This is a genomic window from Desulfosporosinus orientis DSM 765 (genome assembly GCF_000235605.1).
GTDB classification, from domain to species: domain Bacteria; phylum Bacillota; class Desulfitobacteriia; order Desulfitobacteriales; family Desulfitobacteriaceae; genus Desulfosporosinus; species Desulfosporosinus orientis.
Window position 1 is genome coordinate 3,890,204 of the sequence record NC_016584.1, and the last position, 22,360, is coordinate 3,912,563.

Below are 22,360 nucleotides of genomic sequence, written 5' to 3' on the forward strand. Positions count from 1 at the left end.
GACTATCCATCCACATTTTTCCGTTTATTAAACTCACCAAAATTTTACAACCACAAAAACACGGTATTAATTCTTCAAATTTCTAAGAAATAATACCCTTATTAAATGTCTTAAACCATTGGTACTAACATCCTAAAATTTACAATTACATACCCCAAAAAGGCCAACCGCCATAACAAGTCTGTCGACTGGCCATGGCGGGATTTGACGCATATCGCCTCTTAATGCGGGGGAGAATATCATAAACTGAGTCAGCGCTTCGACCTGACTAGCATCCGTTGCAACCTCCGAAAAAAAAATATCCTTCAGTGATAAATCCGTGGAAGTTGTTGAAGGGCTCAACAGCAACATTTTCGGCGCCTTTTCCCGCTTCGCTCCAAGTGCCGGTTAAAGGAAGAAGTACGCCGATTTTAATGACTTCAGCGTTCTCCTGGGTAACACTTGCCGTTTTGCAGCAGCCAATGAAATAAGCAATCCTACAATCAGTAAAAAAACAATAAGTGGTTTTATTTTTCTCATTCCTTTTTTATTCCCCCCTCTTCATAAGTGAGGCTATAGGGATATCGTCAAGAACGCTTTAGATCACGCGAAACCGGGCAGGAATGTTCACATTTTCTGGGAGAACCGCCTATAATAGGTACGTCCCAAATACCGTCTTAAGCCGGTAAGGGCTTGCTCTTAAGCCAACTGTCTTCTGGCCAGATCCGCAAAGACCCCATCCTTGTTCATAAGTTCCCGAAAGGTTCCACGCTCCACGATTTTCCCTTGGTCCATCACTAAAATTTTATTGCAGTTCATAATCGTGCTCAGGCGGTGAGCAATCACGACCCTGGTTGCCTGCAGCTTATCCAAACTTTGGCTGACAATAGCCTGGGTCCGGTTGTCCAGGGCGCTGGTAGCTTCGTCAAAGAAGATAATCCTGGGTTTATTGACGATAGCCCGAGCAATCATCAGACGCTGTTTCTGCCCACCGGAAATGGTGCCGGCGCCTTCACTAACCATGGTAAACATCCCCATGGGCATTTCCCGGATGTCTTCTTCAATTCCAGCCATCCTGGCCGCTTCCCAGGCATCGTCGATGGTTAGGCGGGGATTGGCGCCGATTATATTACTTAAGATGTTGCCGGTCATCAGCTGCCCGTTTTGCAGCACCACACCCAACTGCCGGCGCACGCCTCGAACATCTGCTTTGGCCAGATCCTGTCCATTATAATAAACTTTTCCGGTCTCCGGTTTTTCAAAACCCAGGAAGATTCGAAAGAGCGTAGATTTCCCGCAGCCGGAAGTACCCACCAGGGCGACATAGTCCCCTTCCTTAATTTCAAAGGAAACATCCTGCAGGACCAGGGGGCCGTCAGCCCGGTAACGGAAAGAGACGTGGCTTACTTCAATAGAACCGGTTAAAACCCTGGGATTAATCTTGTTTTCATCGTCTTCAGGGAGGGTTTCCAGGATCGGTTTAGCCCTTTGGTAGAGAGGAATCACCAGGTTGACGCCGATTAAAGCTTCGGATAGGGAAACCATAGACAGCATAAATGTCGTAAAGGCCGAATAAAAGCCGACAAACTGACCGGCGGGCAGCGGCTCGGTTAAGGAAGTCAGAGCATAGAAAATAATGATGCTGGAGACAACGGGAAGAACGGTATAAAAGGTGGTTAAGATGTTGGCTACACTTTCCCTCCGAAAAACCAGTTTCCGCTGCAGACTAAATTCCCGGGCCCAGCGGCTAAAGGCTCTCTTTTCCGCTCCGGCCACCCGGAATTTAAGCACTCCGCCAATCAGCTGCAGCATCAACCCGGAGATATGGTTGGAAACCTCCAAGACTTGACGCTCCCAGCTTACCTTGCGGTAACCCAGATACCCCATGATCAGAACAGCCAGGGTAACCAGTCCTGCAGCCACTAAGGCCAGCCGGCCTTCGTAATAAAAAAGCAGAACGAAAGTGAAAACCGAAAAAATGCCGGAAAGAATTGTATTTAGGGTTGTTCCTGAAAGGATGACCCTGATCTGGCTGATTCCCATAGCCCGCATGGCCAATTCTCCTGCCGAGTAATGTTTGAAGAAAGGCACAGGCAGACTCAGCAAGCGGTTCCAGACCGCCGCCTGGAGGGTTCCGTCCATTTTTCCCTCCAGGCGCATTGTTGCTAAAGAGCGAGTCAATTGAAATAACATGGCGGCCAGGGCGGCTGCCCCCAGGATCAAGGCGATTTGCAGGAGCGCCCCCTTTTCTCCTTCGGGAATAATGCTGTCGAAGACAATGCCGGTTGCCAAGGGAACAGCCGTACCTAAAAGGCCTCCCAAAATGCCCATCAGCACAATAGCCAGCAAATCTCTTTTCCAGCAGCTTCGCAAACCAAAGGACAGAAGATCCCCCAGCTTAATTGCTTTAGGGCTGAAGGGCCGGAAGAAAACATATCCCCAACCTCTGATTTGAGCAGCCGTTTCCCGGTCCACCTTCTTTTCGTTATGTAACACGGGGTCGTGAAGAATATAGGCGGCAGGAGAAACTGGGATCAACGCAACCGGTCTGCCGTCGTCTTCCATAAACCCCAGGATCGGGCCGCTGTCCTCTTTATACCATTCCCCGTTCAAAGCCACTTCTCTGATCCGGATACGGGAAGCGCGGGCAATTGCAGCCAAGGTAAGCTCCGAGACATAACTTTCCCTGCCGTCATCCTCGTCATGACTATTTAAAATAGGCGGCTCAATTTTGATCTGCATGCTTTGCCCTACCAGACGGCAGGAGTCCAGCAGGGGATCGCCGCTTTCCTCGTCGATACCCCTTTCATCCTCTTTGCTATTCAGGGAGGAAAGACGAGAAAGAACATTGTCCATCAGCCGCAGGTCATTGTCTTTCTTTTTTTGCAGTCGGTTTACTTCCGCCTGCTTCTGTTCCTGCCACGATTCCTTGATGGCGCGCAGAGCCAGACTGTGATCATTCTCTCTCTGACCAAGATCCCCTGAAGCTGCAATTTCTCTTAAAGCCTCATCGGTCAGGTCTGCTTCCCTACTTTGCCCGTTTACCTTGCCGCCGCCGGCTTTCCTCAGATTTTCCAGCCAACGGACCGTCAAACGGGCTCTTTCCCGGGATATTTCCTCCGCCTGCAGCTCTTCGAACCGCTTTGCTTCCAGCCGGATCAGACTAGAGCCCAGCCGCCCACTTGCCAGCAAGGCCATTTTTTCCGGAACCTCTTCCGTGGTCAGGCCAAACAGCAAGTCACCAGGTTCGGCTTCAAACAGAAAATTCTTAACTCCTGGCTGATTATCCATGGACAAAACCGTTATAAAGACAGAAACTTTCTCCGGCCCGACAAGCCAGACGAAACCAGGATCGTACAGAATTTGCGGTTTACTGCCCGCTAATAAGACTTTAGTGCCTTCTCTCTCAAAAAAATCTGCAATAGCCATAATTCACCTGCTTTATAAAGAAAACTCGCTTGGCGCCAAGCATATTAAAAAGCTCGGGCGGCAGCTTTAAACTTGTACTGATCAGAAAAAGACTTTTCGTTGCATACTTTCTGAAGGCACCCTCTCGCCGTTCTTCAAGATCAGCCGGTTTTGATCAGACCGGCATAAAGGCCGCCTCGGGCATACAATTCCTCATGAGTGCCCCGCTCGGCGATTTTTCCTTTCTCCAGAACGATGATTTCATCGCAGTCCCGGATGGTGCTCAAACGATGGGCCACGATCACACAGGTGCATCCCCGGCGCCGGATATTTTCATCCACTATTTTTTCCGTTAAGGGGTCCAGGGCACTGGTAGCCTCATCCAGGATCATGATCGCGGGGTTTTGCACTAAGGCCCTGGCGATCTCCAGACGCTGCCTTTGCCCGCCGCTGAAATTCTTCCCGCTTTCTTCCACAGCTTGGTCATAGCCGCCGGCCCGGGATGTGATATCTTCATGAATACAAGCGTCCTTAGCCGCCCGGACCAGTTCGAATTCCGAAACCGTTTCATCCCACAAGGTGATGTTATCCCGCACACTGCCCTCAAACATCCAGATTTCCTGATCGACCATGGCCAGGTAATTGGTGATCACATCCTGGGGCCAGTCTGCCCTAGGGCGGCCGTCTAAGAGGATTTGCCCGGACCAAGGCTTGTAAATTCCGGCCAGAATTTTCGCCACGGTGGATTTACCGCTGCCGGAACCGCCCACCAGGGCTACCCGGAACCCGGGCCTGAGCTTTAAACTGAACTCTTCAATCAGGGGAGACTCCAGCAGGCTGTAACCGAAGGTGACCCCCTTCAGTTCTATAAAACCCTCTAACTTTTGCCCCGCTGGGCAAATACTCCTGCCCTCTTTTTCTTCATCCCCTGTTTCGGGTTGGGGCGGGTATAGTAAGACATCGTCCAAACGGTTCATTTCCCCTTCCACTTCCTGTAGCTCCGCCCCCAGCCCTACAATTTCCGTTACAGGGGTCATAAAGCTGGTCATCAGGCTTTGGAAAGCCACCAACATGCCGATGGTCAATTGTCCCTCCAAAATAAAATAGGCGCCTAAGGCTAGGACAAGAGTGTTATTGATCCCCGTCAAAAAAGCAGGAAGTACTGCCAGGTATTGAGAAGAAACACCCAATTCCTGTTCTGAATTCAGAGCTTTGGCCTGATAACCTGCCCACTTGGCAAAAAAGTCCGATTCAGACCCGGTGGCCTTGAGGGTTTCAATAATCTGCAAGCCTGTCATCCCTGTAGCCGTAACCATACTCCGGTCTTTTAAGAGCTTGCTGTTCTGATCTTTTCGTTGAGCCGCAACCATCTTCAAATACGAAATATTGATGAGAGCAATCGCCAGACCAACCAAAGCCAAAACTACATTATAATGAAGCATTAAAATAAAATAGAAAACGATCATAATCAGATTTAAAACGGCGGTTGCCAGTTTCCCCGAAAGCAATTTGGCGACCCGATCATTGCTCAGCATGCGGGAAGCGATGTCCCCGGCTGAGCGCTGGGCAAAAAATTCCGCCGGCAGCTTTAAAATATGCCACAAGAATCGGCTGGAGGACGACAGTGCAATTTTAGATTCCAATTTTAACAGGTAATGCTGCCTGAGCCAGATAAGAATCCCGCGAACAACCGCCGTCAGTCCCATCCCCCAAAGCAAGGGAACAAGCCAGGAATCTTTACCCGCCAGCAGAATATCGTCAACAAAAATCCTGGTGAATACAGGAAGAACCAAGCCCGGAATGACTAGGGCCAGCCCTGCCAGCACCACATAAAGCAAAGCGGTTTGGGAACCGCGCAGCCGTTTAAAGAGACCGGTGAGCAAGCTGGGCTTTCTGCCGCCTTTTTCAAAATCCGGCGTAGGGGTGAAGGTAAGGGTGATCCCGGTAAAGGACTGGTTGAATTCTTCTTCCGTTACACTCCTTCGTCCGGAAGCGGGATCATTCAAATAAACTTTACCCTTGCGGAAGCCCTCCAGGACTAAAAAATGGCTGAAGTTCCAGTGAACAATAACCGGCAGAGGCATTTTTTTCAGGCTATCCGGTTCCTTACGGAACCCTTTCGCCTCCATACCATATTGCCTGGCTGCTTTCAGGATATTGCTGGCCTTACTGCCGTCCCTGGATACACCGCAGGCTACCCTGACCTGCTCTAAGGGCACATATTTTCCATAGTATCTTAAAATCATGGCCAGGGAAGCTGCTCCGCATTCCACAGCTTCCATCTGGAGGACGGTGGGTACCCTGGCTATGGCTGTAGCTATTCTTTTGTTATTTAGCTCGTTATTTCTGCTCACTTGCTTATTCCCCCGCTTTATTTCTGACCGCTTGCACCGGTCTGTGCTCCATAAAAGGGAATCACCTTGGCAACCGGTTTTTCTCTGGCAATAACGACATCGCCCTGCACCAGCGTTCCGCCGGTCATGGCAAGGGGCGGTCCGGCAGGCGAAGACCACCTATATCCGCTTACCGTGCTGTTGTCGGGTACCAGGTCGGCTTGCACCTCTAAAGGGGCGCCCTGACCCGTCAATAAGGAGACCAGATTTTCGTTGCCCAGGGTTTGCATCATGCTCTGGACAGTCGCCGGGTATTCTGCAACGGAAATAACCCTGCCCAGCATATAACCGTATTCTTCTTTATTGACAATTGTCGGGGAAATTTGTACTTCCATCCCCGGCCGGATTTTTCCCGCAAGCTCTGCGGAAACATAGAGCACGGCTTCCAGCCTGACCGCGGCGCCATACTGCTCCAGTGTCGCCAGGGTCTGTCCCGGCTGAACGATATTGCCCGGATGCATATTCAGTTCTAAAACCCGCCCTTCGATTGGAGATACGATTTGCGAGCGGTAGTACAATTCTTGCCGCAGCTGCTCTACCTGCTTTTCTAAGATCTGATACTTAGGCGAGTCTGTTTGCCCATTCTCATCCAAATCCTGAAGGTTATCAAGAAGGTCATTAATTTCTTTAACCAATTCCGGTTGTTCGATTCTGGCGATAACATCTCCTTTTTTCACTTTGTCTCCGGCAGCGAAACGAAGGTCAAGGACCCGGCCGGAAGTGTCATGAGTTAAAGAAAATACCCCTGCGTCATTTAAGAGAATCCCCTGTCCTGCTATTTTCGTGGGAATGCTGCCGACAAAACTCCAGACGATCGCCCCAGCCAAAAGAAGGCTTAGGGCGACCAGGGCCAGCCATCCCCTGGGTGAAGTCACCTTGATCAGTTGATCCAGTTGTTCCGGCGAAGAAAGTCTCTTTAAGGATACTTCCCGGAATATTTTTTGCTCCATACCCAGCACCTCTTTATTTTTCTAAGAAAACGAATTTCCCACCCTGCAATTGTTTTAGGACGACCAGGTCACCCAGGTCGTCTCCCTCTGCACTCAATTCATGTACCCCGCATACACCAGGCCACTTTCCTAAATTTCTTAATCCTTCAGCTATGGAAGCCCGATCCTCTTTGCCGTTTTTTTGCATCGCGGCTGCCAGCATCCTGACGGCATCATAACCCAAGGCCGCATCGGAATTGGGTTTTTCATGGTACGTTTCCTGGAAGTCTTGGACAAAACGTTGTACCTCCTGTCTATCGCTTCCAGGATTAAACTCGGAGCCCACGACTGTCCCATCCGCCGCTTTTCCTCCTATGACCGTCAGTTGCGGAGAGTCGAGGGCATCCCCTGTGGCAAAAGTTCCCTTGATCCCAGCTTGTCCGGCATCATGAATAAATTGGGCTCCTCCAGGCATCGAGGCCGCAATAAAAACGCCGTCGTAACCAAACGCCTGCCAGCGGCTGCGCAACCGTTTGAGTTCTTCTATGCCGGAGTAATTGTTGAAACAATCGACAATCGTGATGCCATTCTGCTTTGCCTGATCTTCGAAAGAATTTGCTAAGCCTGTCCCGTAAGCATCCGCGGAATAATAAACCACCATCCGTCTTAAGCCCTGTCCTCCCATGTATTCTGCCAGTTTCCGCGCGATTTCGTCATCGCTGGGAAGGCTGCGGAAAATATAGCAATAATGGTTACGGGTAAGTTCCGGGTCCGTGGAAGCGGGGGACAGCATGGGTAGCCCCGCCTGTTCATAAATAGCAGAGGCCGGGAGAGAAACAAAAGAATTGCGGTGCCCGATTACTGCCCTGACGGACTTATTTTCAGCCAAAGATTCGGCGATGGAGATCCCTTTGACAACCTCGGAATTGTCGTCCTCTTTGAGCAGTTTCAATTCCTTTCCGTTAACCCCGCCGCCAGAGTTAATCTCCTTGACGGCCAGATCGATTCCCTCATTAAAAAGGTCATTATTAGCCTCAAAGGGCCAGACCACCCCGATGACGATTTCCTGTGGTTCTTCCAGCCGGGTGCATCCTGCGGACAAAAAGATAAAAACAAGACCTAGAAAAAGGATTTGAAAAATCCGGCACATTTTATCGAACATAGCCCCTCCTGCCTTTTGCTGATCTTTCTGAGATTAAAAATATTTTCCAATTTACTAAGCTTTAAAGTTAGTACGGTAGAGCAAAGAAAGTATTACAACTCAAGAAAATATTACAAGCTTTTGTAATAGTACTTCTTGTTAAACGTATTAACAAATGAAGCCGGAGGATAAAGCCCTCCGGCTGGCCGAAAAACGCAAAAGAAAGAAGGATAGCGCGTTGAGCAGCAAAGATATAACGCCCTTTCACCTGTTTTATCATCAGGGCAGCCCATTTGTCATTAATATTGAACGGATGTGCGCCAAGGCCATTGATAGTCCAACTGCCAAAATCCTAGAAAGCCTCTCCGCTCAGCCTGAAGTATTATTATCGGCCGGCGCAGAAAAAAAGCTGAAAGAAGTTGGCATCATTTCTGAAGGCTGGGAGAAAAAACAACGGCCGGTAAGAACAGAACCCTATCCCATCATCAACATGTGCCTTTTCCTAACCCAGTCCTGTAATCTAAACTGTGTTTACTGTTATGGAAACGGAGGGGAATACGGCACAGGCGGCAGTCTGGAAGAAAAGACAGCCTATCAGGCTGTGGACTGGCTAATTGAACAGTCGAGGGAAATGAAAAAAATTCATCTGGGCTTTTTTGGGGGAGAGCCTTTATTAAAGTTTCCACTAATGAAAGAAATTGTAGCGTACACTAATAAACGCGTTCAAGAGACTGGTAAAGAAGTGAGATTCCACTGCACGACCAATGCCACCCTTTTGGATGATGAACAAATCGCTTTTATTCGAGACCACAATATATCCGTCATGATCAGCATTGACGGTCCCCGGGAGATTCAGAACGCCCAACGCCCCTTTACCAACGGTCAAGGATCTTATGATATTATCGTACCCAAAATAAAGAAGCTGCTGGACTTCTTGCCCGATACCCCTGGTCATGCAGTAATTGTCGGCAATACCGATCCTCAAGTGGTTAAGGACGAAATGAAAGAAATCGGTTTTCAAAAAATATCGGTTATCACGTCTTCACAAAACCTCTTTTGCGGAGAAGCCGATAAGCAAAAAGCGGAGCGCGACACTTCCAACCTCCTGGATATTCTGGAGCAAGAGGCTGAAACGTGGATTAGCCTCACCCGAAGCAGAGACGCACGGGCCTTGATGGAGCTCAAGAATAAAAGTTTCTTATACTTTGGCCTAATCACTTTGTTCCATAACAAAAAATTGTATTATGCCTGCAGTGCTGGGCTGGGGATGGTCGCGGTCTCGGTTACAGGTGATGTCTATTTATGCCAGCGTTTTGTGGGAATGGCGGATTATAAAATCGGGTCCGTCTTCGAGTCTGAGCTGAACAGGGGACAATACGAGGAAAGTCCTGCCAGAAGCAACCCGGTCTGCACCGCCTGCCTGGCCCGGTATTATTGTGCCGGCGGCTGCAAACATGATAATGTAGGCTCCCGCGGCTCCTTGACTACACCATCGGAAGAGATCTGCCGATTGAGACGCCGGGAACTTGAACTGGCCGCCACGATCATTGGTCGCTTGGACCCTGATGATCTGGCTTTCCTGCTAGGAGGGGATATACTCCCCCCGAAACCCTGCCCCCTTGATTTTTAATATTTTAAGGAAGAGGGCGCTGCGAAGTCAAACCTTCGCTGCGCCCTCTTCAATCACCTGGATTAATAATATAGGCTGTCACAGAAAAGATTCTCCCTGCACCCGGCACCTGCAACGGCATCAAGCTCACTGTCACTGAGCTGCTCTTTCCGGATTTCTTTGATCTCTTCAGGCGTAAAGCTAAACCCGGCTTCCTTCGCTAAGGTCATGCGCTCCTCGGCAGTATGGCATTCTCTTATCTTGCTGTTGAACCCTTCGTCTGTTTTTAACCTTTCGATAAATTTCCTTGCTGATTCTGTACTCACTTATAACCACCCCTTTGGTTTTTTTCAATTGCGAAAGCCGGCTCCTAAAGGAACAGCCGGCTTTCGTTTGTGTGGTTACAGTTGTTTAACAACCAAACGTCCAACAAAAAGCATTTTCACACCAATGATCGCCGCCGGCAACCATGTCCAGCTCACTATCGCTAAGTTCTTCATCCACTTGTTTAATTTCTTCCGGCGTAAAATCGAAACCTGATTCTTTCACGAACGCTAAGCGTTCCTCGGCATTCGGGAAGGCCTTAACCTTATTGGCAAAACCCTCATCCGTCTTGAGCTTCGCTACGTAAGCTTTTGCTGATTCAATACTCATCTTTCCAACCTCCATTTTTTATTGAGCACACTTAGTGTACACTTGCTTTGCCTTTTCAATGGTTAATACGCTGAACACTTGAATTTATTACATACTAAAAGTATTTTGCTTAAAATTTTGATCCTATTTGCTGCAGAGTTTGAGGAAAATCTGGTTGGTTAAATCGTCAGTCTCATGGAAATCGTTTACTTGATAATGCACATAATTGTAAATCCGAGAAAAATAAGCATTATACAACTCAATAAAAGCACGATCATCATCGGTGAGAGAAACCAATGACCTACTTCTCAAAGTCGCCCATTTCATTTAACCCCGATATATTAATCAACATGACTAACAACCTGTTCCGGCAGCAAGCTAAGGCCGCCTAAGAAGGCAAGATTAGAGAACAGAAGGGGGCCCAGCAACGGGTTGCGATACATCATTCTGGCCCAGACAATGCCTTGAGTCCCCGCTAAATCACCTAAAAGGTGAAATCCAAAGCCCAGCACACCTGCGAACAGATTAAGCGCCATAATCCAGAGAAATATCGATATTTCCTTAGTATTAACCGGGTTATTGGCTGTATAGAAACAAGCAATTACAGCCAGGGAACCCGTTACTAAAGGGATCAATGTGTAACCAGGTATAAACACTATCCTTGCATGATCTAGAAAAGCTGCTGCTACTGATCCTAAAAAACCAAGGCCCACCAAAATCATCAGTTTTGATTGTCGGGATGTTCCTCGATAACCTTCGCTTACCAAGGCATAACAGGAAATCCCGGCAAAGGCAATGGGTGCGGCTACAGGAGAGCCTTGAACAAAAAGACGATACAGACTTTCCCTGCTAAAAGTGGCGTTTCCCGTCAGGTGAAAGAGGGTCCCTATCACACCGACAAAGACACCTATCCCCATGACAATCTGAAAGACTCGTTTAACCAGAATATTGGATCTCACTACAAGCAGGGCGAGAATCGCCAAAACCGCCAAGGGTGTATAAATCAAGGGAATAAGCTCCCAGCGAAAAAAATTGTTCTCAGAATGGGCAATCAAGACATCCACACCCGTGAGCAGAAAGTTTATACCCATCATCCCAAGCAAAAGAGGAGTTTTCTTAAGAGAAGCTATTCGGATCAGCCGATCAAACATATTCAAATCCTCCTAGGGCTTTGCTTTCGCTTTCAGGTCATCGGCGGCAGATTGCAGCTCTACGAGTGCTTTTTCCTGTTCATAAATACCATGCCAGTTTACGTAGTCTGCTCCGCCCATAACCGCTCCAAACCGCGCTCTTCGTCCTTCGTGATGCCATAACTCAAAATACTCAAAATCCATTGGATCTGCAAAGGATTTGGTACCCAGTAAACCCGCAGCACGCAGGTCTTGGATGATGGACTTCCCTTTCTGGACATTTTCGTTGGTAAGGGCAATGGTTTTTTCTGCTTTGCCGGTCACGTCATCAATAAACGGCTGAGTGTGGCAATTCAGGCAGACGGCATTCATGGTTTGCTGATGAACCTCTCCATCTTTGCGAACGGAAGCAATCTCAGGTGCCAGGGACCATTTCAGGCGCTGGCCGACATCGTGGGTTCCTTCAACACTCCCGAAAGCCGACATATGACAGGTAGCACAGGTCGGGGCCGGAAAATCTTCCACGGTTAAGGTTCCTGAGGGAGCATCCATATTGTATTTAGACTGGTTTGCCTGGTAGTAAGTGCCATGGGCTGACTCATTGTAGATTTCAGCCTGAGGATGATCCGGACCCAAGTGGCATTGACCGCAGGTTTCCGGCTTACGCGCTTGTGCTATATCAAAGGTATGTCTTAAGTGACATTTTGTGCAGTCTCCGAAACTGCCGTCACTGTTCTTTTCCCCAATCCCATGACACACTTCACAGGACTGAGCACTGGCATCCTGACCAATCAGATTGAAGACTGGATTAGCTTTCCCTCCATTGAGGGGGTTGCCGTTGGCATCAAGCAAATGATAGTTAGCCAGTTCCTCTGGGGTGAAATTTTGGGATCCTTGAACAGCATACCATGACCTTGCCGAATGATTGCTGTCCTCAAACTCCTTGACTTCTGTCTCATGACACTGAGCACAATTATTGGGGGTTGGTTTAGCGATAAGGGCTACCTTATAATGCTCCTCTGTCAAGGATTCCTGTCCCTTCACTGCTTGATGACAGTCCAGACATTGGACGCCACGGCCGGAGTGCTCGCTGTTATGATATTGCTGGATAATTCCGGGATTGTCTTTTTGATGGCACTCAACACAGGCTTTGTTCTCGCCGGTGGATACCACACTCAAGGCCGGCATACTCATGCTTAATCCTTGCGGTCCCACAACATATTGATAGGTCATAAATAATAAGACACCTGCCAGGACCGTGCCCATCACCAAAAGAGCAATCATTTTTGTTGTTGACTTCATTTCTTGGTTGAGTTTCCCTCCTCCTTTTTAGATTTCTCGGCAGCAAGCAATAAGTTTCCTGATGTCCTCCAATTATGTAAGCAGCGCTTAAAAACTTAATGCTTTTACTACCTTAAACCAACCTAATCGCCTCCTTTCTCCTTCAAAATCTTTGCTTATTATTTCTAGCCTAGTATTAATTGAAAAACTTTTCTGTGATTGAGATCACTTTTACGGCATTTCTGGCTATAAAAAAAATGCAGCCCGCTTTCCTTTGGAAAGCGGGCTGCACATTTTTCTCGGCCAGTTTCGTCATTAAAATCTAACAACCTTTTGGCAAAACGTTATTCGATGAATTCCATTTTGTTATTTAGTTCAATTTCCTTCAGGAAAAAGATAACAGCTATTCCGCCTGCACCAACAAAGAACCCTAATAAAAACACATGTTGAATAGCATAGGCCAGCCCGTTTTTCACTCCCGCCGCCATAACCGTTCCCAGAACAGCTGTACCTAAGGTTCCGCCTAGATTGCGAAAAAATTGTAATCCCGCGCTGACGACACCAATCTGATCCTGGGGAAACACATTTTGGACGGAAATGCTAAGCGCCGGCATGATCGTGCCTGCCCCCAGACCTAAGAGAATCAACAGGATCACCATTTGGAAATCGGAAGTACCTGGACCTAAGCCAGACAAATAGCCAATCCCGGCAGTGGTAACAACAAAGCCAAAAACTGCTAACCCCTTATATTTACCGGTTTTGGCGATAATTTGTCCGGTGATGATTCCTGTGACCACTTGGCTTATGTTCATGGGTGTAATAATCACACCAGAGCTTGTAGCGTTTGCACCCAGAACCCCCTGTACGAATAAAGGAACATATATGACCACGGTGAACAGCAAAATGCTGGAGAGAAAGGCTGCCAGGACGGAAACCAGAAAAATAGAATTCTTAAACATTGACAAGGGCACTACAGGTTCAACAGCCTTGCCCTCTAAGATGATAAACGTTCCTATCATAATGCCTGCAACAACGAGGAGGCTAATAATCGGAGCTGATCTCCAGGCATAGTCTTTGCCGGCCCATAAAAAAGCCAATAACAAGGGAACTAATGCAAAAATTAAAGCTAGCCCTCCTGCATAATCGATCTTACGGTGCTGATGAGAACGCTGGTATGGAAGTGCCCAGAACATGATAATCATTGCCAGGATACCCAGGGGCAAATTAATATAAAAAATCCACCGCCAGCTAAAGTTATCGGCAATAACTCCCCCCACTGTCGGTCCCATGAGACTGGCAAAACCAAACACCGAGGAGATGATCCCCATATATTTGCCCCGTTCTTTAACCGGAAATAGTTCTCCCACAATTTGCATAGACCCGGAAATGAGCACTCCGCCGCCAATCCCTTGCAAGCCCCGGAAAAGAATTAATTGCAGCATGTTATTGGCAGCACCGCACAAAGCTGAACTCAAAATGAAGGTAATAACACCAATAAAATAAATAGGTTTACGGCCAAAGAGGTCGGCGAGTTTGCCAAAGATAGGGATAGAAATAGTTGAAGTAAGCATATAGGCAGTAAAGGGCCAGGTATAATGATTCATTCCCTGGAGGTCATTGACAACTTTCGGCATGGCTGTTCCCACAATGGTACTGTCTACCGCCGAAAGCAGGGAACTGAGCATTAAGCCAATAATAATGAAACGAATCCTTTGTGAACTTAAGTTTTGAAATCCCAAAATTAATCTCCACCAGCTTTAAAGTTATAGACGGGTTTTATAACAGAATACCTTTAACACCAATTTCTCAGTACTGCATTCCATGTTCCCTTTGAAAATAGAAGTAGATACATAAAACGATTAAGCACACACCGGATGCCGCCATCAAAAATAAAATGGAACTTATATTCAATAACAGTCCAAATAGGCAATAAGAAACAGGAAGCGATATATTACTTATTAAGGTTGCTATACTGAATACTCTTCCCGTCATATTGCCCGGTGTATAGCTATGCAATAGTGACTGCCAAAAGACAAAGGCTCCGGCAATACAAGCACCAATTGCTGTCATTATCAACATATAAATATAAACCGCTTGTACATAAAAATACTGTGAGACAGCAATAACCATAAAGCTAAACCCTGCAGCAATAATAAACGTGATTAGTGTTCGTTCGTTTACGGACGCTTTCTTCTTTATGCTTATAATAAGTGACCCTGCAAATAAGCCGACTCCCAGCATCATTTCTAAATAACCAAGGTTATTTACTCCGTTTCCTTGAAGCCCTCTGGCTAGAAAAGGCAAAGTCACCGTTAAACTTCCCATGAATAAATGAGCTAGGGCAATAACCTTTAATACAAATAAGATCGGCTTTTGTCTTTTAATAAAAGAAACCCCTTCACTTATCTCTTCCCAGATATTTGTTGTTTTAATGACTCGATAGTCTTTGTTCACTGTGATAAACCCAGCCAGCAGGGAAGCAAAAAAATAAGAAATGCTGTTTGCTAAAAAAACCCGTGCCAATCCGAAAACACTCACGGCAATCGCCCCAAACAAAGGGCCTGCCACAGAGCAAGCACCACTAACCATTTGGCTCAGGCCGTTTGCTTTCGTCAGTTTTTCTTTTTCCACAATTTCAGGAATAATCGCCAACATGGCTGGCTCAAAGAAGGCTGTGGCGAAAGATAAACAGACTCCGATTAGAAAGACATGCCATACTTCAAGTACATTAACCATCGCTAACGAAGCAATGACAAGGACCAGACAGCCCCGGATCATATCCGTGACTACCAGTATAGTTTTGCGTTTCCAACGGTCAGTCATCACTCCGGCGAATATGCCAAGAAGAATCCCCGGAAGAGCAGAGGCCAATAAAAAAAAGCCCATTACAGCAGGAGAATTCGTCCTTTGTAAAATCCACCAGGCAAGTGCTATGGCATAAAACTTATCTCCTAACTGAGATATAATCTTACCTAACCATAGCAACGTAAACTCTTTGTTAATCATAATCGCCCAACCTTTCTATAACGTTTACAGCCCATGGTAAACTATAAAGCTATAGTCAGGTCAAGTTTATTATGGCACTTAATCTTCCTCTTTGCTCAGTTTGCGGATATTTTTAATCTCTTCCTCACCAATTCCCAAAAATTCCAGAAAAAACTGGTGGGAATCGGGGGAATTTTTTTCTAACTGGGCATGAAAATGGTGCATCCCAGTATCATCAAGACCTATTAATTTGAGTATTGAAACAAAGGTTTGTTTATCCATCAACATTTTTGGGGTGATTAAATCTTTTCTCTTAAGCATTTCAACAATCACTTTTTGTTGAAATCTTAAATAACGTATTTCCTGGTTTAACTCATTTAAACGTCTTTCCAAAACGTGGCTCTCACTTATGCCATCGGTATCAAGTATGCGTTTAATTTCACTCAAGGGCACGCCTGCTTCACGAAACGCGCAGATCTGGCTCAAACGTTTTCTATCCTCTTCGGAATATTGCCTGTAATTTCCTCTCGTACGCTCCGAAGCGACTAATAAACCAATGGAGTCATAATATAATAACGTGCTTCTCGACAGTTTATATTCACTACATAAATTACCTATAGAATACATTTCATTACCTCTGTAAACTTACAAACTACATCTAAATTTATGGTTCGATGACTTCGCAAGGCTTGATGGAAAAATAAATTTGCCAACAAAGAGAACCAAAACTTATTGGCGCAGGAAGGCCCGAACTATTATAAATAGGATTAAAGCGACCATCAAAATCCAGGCCGCTGGTCTCCCAAAATTGATGGTTCTGCCAATACCGTTCCTCTTCTCCACAAACAGAGAAGGATCAGAGGGGTTGACGTAGATCATACCTAAAACCCATTTGTTATCATCGTCAAGTATGGGGCCGGAAGAGTTCTTTCTCCATACCATGAGGAAGAACGCCACAAACAAAAGACCTACAAGGAAAATAATGAGAAACTTGCTGACAACGGTTACAGTTTGCAGATCGCTGACAAAGCCCAAATAATTGAGCTCAGCCATCAGATATTTTGTCTCAATCACTAAAGAGACAGCAATAAGAATTAGAGATACAATTCTGCGAAATGATGCATATCCCGGTGCCGCTTCAGGATTACCTTTCACAGAGGCAGGTGCGATGCGCGAAAAAAATCCGATTAAAAACAAGAACACTGCTGCAACAATTTGCTTAAATATTGGTTCCATAACAAGGCTTATGGACTTTGTTTCAGGCAATTGGGGATAATAGAGAAGGGCAAGTATGACGGCTGCAGCAATTGGCAAAAGCAGCAGTAAAAACCACGCTGGAGATACCGGTTTATTTAATTTTGCATCTCCTACTTCCACAAGAATTTTACCTTTAACGAGATTTTCGTCCTGGAGGGTGGCTTTCAGTCTTTTCATTGCACGGTTTGCCAGGATATACGGAACCGTATCAATGAGCAACAAGGCAAAGAAAGCTGCGGAAAAGAGCTTTGTCAAGCTTGCTTCATTTTGAGAAAGATCCTTGCAAGCGAGAAGAAAAGCAGCGGCTAAAACAATTCCTATAACCAAACAGGCAAGTACAAAGTAGTTGATTATTTTGCGGGCAGTTTCCTGTTTCCTGATTTCTCCGTTGCCGAAAACCACCCCAAAAAGCACGTTTTTTCTTGAAAGCCAAGGACGGGCTATCAAAAGTGATGCAAGGAATGTATAAATAATCCCAAAACGGATGAACAGTTCATTCATTATTTTCATCCTCCAATTCGTTATACAGGCTATTGATAATTCCAATTAATTGTTCCCGGCGAACAGATCTTGTAATGGCCTCAGATACAATGTGTTTTAGATTTTCTGTAGCTGCTTCCATAAAATCCTTTGAATCCCGTCCCAAAGCCCCCGCTGAAATTACCGTACCGCGATTACGCAGCATTTTGACAAAACCTTCAAGTTTTAGCATTTGATAGGCCTTGTTAACGGTATGAAGGTTTATACCCAGTTCCGATGCCAAAGATCTTACAGGCGGAAGAGTATCGCCTTCCTTAAGTTTCCCGCTGGCAATGCCTTCGACAACACCGTTTCTTATTTGCAAATAAATCGGCTGCTTTGATTCCAAATCTATACTCAGCAGCATCTATCGTTCCACCCCTTGAAAATGTTATAGTTGTTATACAAGAACTATAACAACTATATTTTTCTTTGTCAAGTAGATTCCCAGAGCTCGCCATTTCAACGAAACAATGCCCTAAAACAAACCGGAATGAAAATACACTTTTTCATCCCGGTTCTTGCTCTGACTGTGCCTGGGCAGCTTGCTGCCGTCACTTTTTATTTTTTAGAATCAAGTATGAATAAGGAGGCATCTTGTTTCATGAATATTTTCTTCCCTGTATAAAAGGTTTTAGATTTTATGTCTCTGAATCCGAGTTTCGTCAAGAGAGTGCTAAGTTCTTTCTGATCAAATCCGTTATGAACCTTATCGGATATGACAGCTTCATTTTTATCAAAATCGACAATCAGTAAATGTCCTTCAGGATTCAGTACTTTATACAACCTGGATAGAACAGGCTCTATATCATCAATATGAAGTAATACTTGAGCCATAAAAATATAATCGGCATGTATATCCGATAGAAATCCCGTTTCCAAATCAAACCATAACGCTTCTGCATTCTGGATGTTGAATTCAGCAATTTTTTGTTTGATCCGTTCAGTCATATTTTTTGCACTGTCCAAAAAAGTAATGATATGGAAATCCTTGAGCAAATTCATCCCGACAAGCCCGGTTCCACAGCCAAAATCAATAGCACTTTTATCTTTACCATCCCTTACATATTCACGAATAGCATCTGATGTTATTTTTGCTATTTCCATTCTTTCAGAAGTATCGTAGTTAATTGCCATTGCGTCAAAAATATCAGTATTTCCCATTGCCTTACCTCCAATTTAGACATTCTCTAAGTGAGACTTCAAGCCAAAAACACGTATGGAATTGCGTATTTCTTTAGCTTCATACAAAGCCTGATCAGCGTTCGTGAAAAGCCGTGCTGCATTCAATTGGTCCGAGTAAGCCGCGAGTCCAAAACTCACCGTCATTTTCAGCATGGGATAACTCTCAAAATATAACTCTTTCAGCCGTTCCTGAATCTGCTCACAGATTAATACGGCCTCAGCCATATCTGCGTTACGGAACAGCAAACAAAACTCATCGCCGCCATAACGAAATACTGAAAATTTCCCTTCATGTCCTTTCAATACTTTGGCAAGTTCTATTAAGCAGAGATCTCCGGCATGGTGACCTAATCGGTCATTGACACCTTTGAAATTATCAATATCCATCATGGCAAATATGTAATTGTTGCCCGCCTCTTTCCCATCCATATCCCTCATGGCGTCTTGCAGCGCTTTGCGGCTGAATACACCGGTTAGTTCATCCCTTTGGATTCTCTGTGCCAGCAGGTACCGTTCCATTTCCTTACGGATACTGGCTTCATTTTTCTGCCTCTCAAAGCGAATTTCAATCATACAGACAAAAGAACATGCAATCAATATGAAAAGAGAAACCAAAAAATCTCCCAAGCGAAGTGTGCTTTCAAAAATACTGATCTTGTCCAAGTCCCACTTGACGAAAACCTCCGCGATAAGTAAGGCAGCAATGCTGGTTATAGCCGTCATACCAGTCAGCCAATAATTAGCATAGATAGTCGTCAAAATGATTGCGAAAGCAAACAGGTAATATGTGGCTGTAAAGGCATTATGAACCGCAAACAGTATAAAGCAAATCACCACGAAAGCCAGAGACACCCCATATATTTTCTGATTCTGGGATAAACCTTTTGCTCTGATCGCCAATGTCATCAGCCCGATACAGATAAAGTTAATTCCGCTGGGTGCCACGATAAATTTCCAAACATATCTGCTGACTGTAGTTGTACGCATATCAGAATTAATCAAAATCAAGGCCATAAAACATTCAACAGCCAAGGCAAATATAACCAGCCCTACTGATATTTTATAGTGCAGCAGAAGCCAATTATTATCGATTCTCTTATGTTCTTCACGTATCTCACTAATATGCAGGTCATTTAAAATATTTGAATTCATATCTTCCCTCAGTACTGCCAAACTACTTTAATATTAGGAAGTAACTCAAAAGAAATGCTTCATTTGAGTCACATACTGCGGCTCATTGAAGCATAGTTCTAATCTCTTGATAAGTCATTTTTCTTATTCTAAGTTAAATTTAGAAGTTAGAAGATAACTATTTCTAAATATATATCATTATTAAATAAATCTCAAGATATAATTGTATAGGTATGCAGCATAAAACCGAATCATTTATGTACGCCTGCTTAAAAGACCAAAAGCGGCTCCGCAGATTCCTCCTAAAATATGAGCAATATGAGAGATTCCATCTTTCGATCCTACACTTAGAATCTCGCCCCCCAGATAAATAATAATCACCAATATGAGGGTAAGGGGGATTTTCCCATCTTTCATGCCGGCAACGGAGGAGAGAACGATCATCATAAATACAATACCGCTTGCCCCCAGTAAAACAGTACTGGAAAAAAACATCACATGAAATAATCCGGACACCAAAGCTGTGATTGAAATCATAATTAAAAAGGATTGAGATTCATATTTTTCTTCAAGTATGGGGCCCAATACCAGAAATAATACCATATTGCTGGAGTAATGACTCCAATCCACATGGCCCAGCACATGACCAAACAATCGGAAGTAAGTCAAAGGATCGCCCCAGGATGACCGGTATACCCCAAATAGCAAATTTGTAGTCTGTCCGCCTGTTATATAGCCTAACAATAAGATAACCAAGGAAAGAAAGGTAAAGGTCAGTGTTACCGGTGAATTATACTGGAGTTTCCCTAAAAAATCTTTCATAGTTCTTCCCTCCTTAATCTGTTTACGTTTAACTGTTGTGCCCTTCAGGGCAACGATGGTCATTTCCTATCATATTATATATTACCTGCCGCATCGACCGTATCCTCCCGGGGAGCGCTCAGGTTCCGGCAGTAAGATCATTATAAACCCCAACCTAAGGGTTTAGTCAATTAGCATCGCTATGATTTACATAGGTTGCTCCAGCTTTAAGCAAATTACCTATAGTTATCGAACTTTTAAGAAAACCTAATGAAGGAATTAATAAGCAATAAGTAGAACGTTAGCTACACATAAAAACATAAAATCAGTTACACGAAAGGTGAATTTCAATGAAAGAAGCACTATTTGACCACGTTGCTGCCCAATATGATTCATGGTACGATACCGAGCTGGGCTCCGTATCGGATCAAGTTGAACGTCACCTGGCCCAGTCCATGTTTAAGGCCCCTGGGACCCGGGTTCTGGAAATCGGCTGCGGTACCGGGCAATATACCGACTGGCTTGTGCAGGAGGGATACGAAGTCACTGCTGTGGATATTTCCGCGGAAATGATGGCTCTGGCCCAAACGAAAATTGCGGCTATTATGAAAAACACCGCCGAGGCAAAACCTGTTCACTGGCTGCATGCCGATATTACGGAAATTCTGGATCAGCTGGAAACCTATGATGGTATTTTTTCCATGACTGCCTTTGAATTTGTACCTGAACCGGAAAAAGTTTTGAAAAGGCTTTTTAGTTATTTAAAGCCTGGAGGCTGTTTGCTGATCGGACTCATCGCCGGCAATAGTGCCTGGAGTGAATACTATGCAGAGGCCGCTCGCAACAACCCCACTTCGGTCTTCGCCCGTGCTGCTCTATACAGTAAAGAAGAAATAGCCTCCTGGCAAATCGGTGTACCTGCCGAAATCGGCGAATGTCTTTTCTTCCCGCCCAGTGTCCCAACAATAGCTGAGGCCCTTGCTTTGGAAGAGAAGAGATCTGGAAATCCAAGCTTTGTGGTAGCCAAGTGGGTCAAGGTATAAAGAAATCAGCCCCTCGATGAGGGGCTTTCCCATTGGTATCCCATAGATTTCATAAGCCAAAAAGACTATAATCATAAATAATCGCGATTCCCCATCAGCTTAAAATAAGTACAAAAGGAACGTAAAGCATGGAAAAGTCAAAACAAATTGCCATGGTCAAGACAAATCCCAATGCCATAGCCTACATCCCTGATCCCCCGGATGAAATAAAGCTCTTGGCTGTTCAACAAAGCGGACTGGCTTTAAAATACATCGAAAATCCAACGCAGGAGATGCAGAAACTGGCATTGGACAATAATGGCCGGGCGATTCAATTTATCAGCAACCCGACGGAAGACATGATGATCAAAGCCATCAATGACGGCTGGGTTAACTTAGAGTATATTAAAAATCCAACGGATGAGATCATCAAATTGGCCGTCAATCAAGCCGGCTGGGCTATTAAATATGTTCAGAATCCCAGTGAAGAACTGCAGCTCTTAGCAGTGCAGAAAAATTACGATTCCATTAAGTTTATCCAAGAACCCAGTGAAAGCGTTCAGGAAGAAGCTGTAAAAATCAGTTATGATGCCTTACGATATATAAACACTCCTACCCCTAAGGTCGAGCTCATGGCGATCAAGCAGAATGAGCGGGCTGTTACCTTTATCAAGGCTTTAGATCAACCTAAAATCTTAGAATTTTTGCGAGTCAATATTTTAGTGATTAGTTATCTCAGGCAAGAAATATCTCCAGCGGAATTAGAAGAAGTGTTAAAGGAAACCTTGGGCAAGGCCGATGTTGAAGAAAAATACGTGCGGGATTTTTTAAATTGCAGTTCAATCAGTAAAAACAGCGACATTATGTCCATGGACAAGATCCTGTTTATTTATAAATACGGCAGTAAAAAGGCCAAAAAAATAGCTGTGGATGAAAAGCTGAAGATGCTATAGGAGT

The 22,360-nt window shown here is 45.2% G+C and carries 19 protein-coding genes; 3 read left to right on the forward strand and 16 right to left on the reverse strand.

From position 1 onward, the window contains the following. Window positions 1–678 precede the first annotated feature (678 nt). From DESOR_RS18210 to DESOR_RS18225, 4 genes are all read right to left on the reverse strand, one after another. Window positions 679–3,408, reverse strand: a complete 2,730-nt coding sequence (locus tag DESOR_RS18210; protein WP_014186050.1) for an NHLP bacteriocin export ABC transporter permease/ATPase subunit — start codon at window positions 3,406–3,408, stop codon at window positions 679–681. A gap of 140 nt (window positions 3,409–3,548) precedes the next feature. After that, entirely contained in the window at window positions 3,549–5,741 is a 2,193-nt protein-coding gene (locus tag DESOR_RS18215) for an NHLP family bacteriocin export ABC transporter peptidase/permease/ATPase subunit (RefSeq protein ID WP_014186051.1), read from the reverse strand. Between the two features lie 17 nt (window positions 5,742–5,758). Further along, on the reverse strand, window positions 5,759–6,730 hold the full coding sequence (locus DESOR_RS18220; RefSeq protein ID WP_014186052.1) for an NHLP bacteriocin system secretion protein: 972 nt from the start codon (window positions 6,728–6,730) through the stop codon (window positions 5,759–5,761). 13 nt (window positions 6,731–6,743) lie between these two features. Continuing rightward, entirely contained in the window at window positions 6,744–7,871 is a 1,128-nt protein-coding gene (locus DESOR_RS18225) for an ABC transporter substrate-binding protein (RefSeq protein WP_014186053.1), read from the reverse strand. Between the two features lie 154 nt (window positions 7,872–8,025). Here DESOR_RS18225 and nlpM point away from each other — a divergent pair, with 154 nt between their 5' ends. After that, window positions 8,026–9,480 carry a nif11-like peptide radical SAM maturase gene (gene nlpM, locus DESOR_RS18230; RefSeq protein ID WP_242832353.1) on the forward strand — a complete coding sequence of 485 codons (1,455 nt, stop codon included), beginning with the start codon at window positions 8,026–8,028 and terminating at the stop codon, window positions 9,478–9,480. A gap of 62 nt (window positions 9,481–9,542) precedes the next feature. Here nlpM and DESOR_RS18235 read toward each other — a convergent pair whose 3' ends face one another. From DESOR_RS18235 to DESOR_RS18290, 12 genes are all read right to left on the reverse strand, one after another. Next, the gene (locus DESOR_RS18235; RefSeq protein ID WP_014186055.1) at window positions 9,543–9,785 is read right to left on the reverse strand and encodes a Nif11-like leader peptide family natural product precursor; all 243 of its coding nucleotides are present in this window, start codon (window positions 9,783–9,785) and stop codon (window positions 9,543–9,545) included. An 85-nt stretch (window positions 9,786–9,870) separates the two neighbouring features. Continuing rightward, complete coding sequence (locus tag DESOR_RS18240) at window positions 9,871–10,113, reverse strand: Nif11-like leader peptide family natural product precursor (protein WP_014186056.1); 243 nt, start codon at window positions 10,111–10,113, stop codon at window positions 9,871–9,873. Between the two features lie 320 nt (window positions 10,114–10,433). Further along, window positions 10,434–11,243 (reverse strand): hypothetical protein, encoded by an 810-nt coding sequence (locus tag DESOR_RS18245; protein ID WP_014186057.1) that lies wholly within the window; start codon window positions 11,241–11,243, stop codon window positions 10,434–10,436. Window positions 11,244–11,255: 12 nt separating this feature from the next. Then, window positions 11,256–12,524, reverse strand: a complete 1,269-nt coding sequence (locus DESOR_RS18250) for a multiheme c-type cytochrome (protein WP_014186058.1) — start codon at window positions 12,522–12,524, stop codon at window positions 11,256–11,258. A 323-nt stretch (window positions 12,525–12,847) separates the two neighbouring features. Next, a complete protein-coding gene (locus DESOR_RS18255) occupies window positions 12,848–14,242 on the reverse strand; it encodes an MDR family MFS transporter (RefSeq protein ID WP_014186059.1) in 1,395 nt (464 codons plus the stop codon). Between the two features lie 67 nt (window positions 14,243–14,309). Beyond that, entirely contained in the window at window positions 14,310–15,509 is a 1,200-nt protein-coding gene (locus tag DESOR_RS18260; RefSeq protein ID WP_014186060.1) for an MFS transporter, read from the reverse strand. Between the two features lie 78 nt (window positions 15,510–15,587). After that, on the reverse strand, window positions 15,588–16,115 hold the full coding sequence (locus DESOR_RS18265; protein ID WP_014186061.1) for a MerR family transcriptional regulator: 528 nt from the start codon (window positions 16,113–16,115) through the stop codon (window positions 15,588–15,590). A gap of 102 nt (window positions 16,116–16,217) precedes the next feature. Beyond that, window positions 16,218–17,246, reverse strand: coding sequence for a DUF5808 domain-containing protein (locus DESOR_RS18270; protein WP_014186062.1), 1,029 nt, complete (start codon window positions 17,244–17,246; stop codon window positions 16,218–16,220). Then, window positions 17,239–17,631 carry a GntR family transcriptional regulator gene (locus tag DESOR_RS18275; RefSeq protein WP_014186063.1) on the reverse strand — a complete coding sequence of 131 codons (393 nt, stop codon included), beginning with the start codon at window positions 17,629–17,631 and terminating at the stop codon, window positions 17,239–17,241. The genes DESOR_RS18270 and DESOR_RS18275 overlap by 8 nt, the downstream gene beginning before the upstream one ends. Before the next feature lie 194 nt (window positions 17,632–17,825). Beyond that, on the reverse strand, window positions 17,826–18,428 hold the full coding sequence (locus DESOR_RS18280; protein WP_014186064.1) for a class I SAM-dependent methyltransferase: 603 nt from the start codon (window positions 18,426–18,428) through the stop codon (window positions 17,826–17,828). Window positions 18,429–18,443: 15 nt separating this feature from the next. After that, window positions 18,444–19,601 (reverse strand): GGDEF domain-containing protein, encoded by a 1,158-nt coding sequence (locus DESOR_RS18285; RefSeq protein ID WP_014186065.1) that lies wholly within the window; start codon window positions 19,599–19,601, stop codon window positions 18,444–18,446. A gap of 234 nt (window positions 19,602–19,835) precedes the next feature. Then, a complete protein-coding gene (locus DESOR_RS18290; RefSeq protein WP_014186066.1) occupies window positions 19,836–20,402 on the reverse strand; it encodes a rhomboid family intramembrane serine protease in 567 nt (188 codons plus the stop codon). 329 nt (window positions 20,403–20,731) lie between these two features. On the opposite strand from DESOR_RS18290, the gene DESOR_RS18295 reads away from it, so the two are divergent. Then, complete coding sequence (locus DESOR_RS18295) at window positions 20,732–21,424, forward strand: class I SAM-dependent methyltransferase (RefSeq protein ID WP_014186067.1); 693 nt, start codon at window positions 20,732–20,734, stop codon at window positions 21,422–21,424. A gap of 128 nt (window positions 21,425–21,552) precedes the next feature. Further along, window positions 21,553–22,356, forward strand: a complete 804-nt coding sequence (locus tag DESOR_RS18300; protein WP_014186068.1) for a hypothetical protein — start codon at window positions 21,553–21,555, stop codon at window positions 22,354–22,356. Window positions 22,357–22,360: the final 4 nt, after the last annotated feature.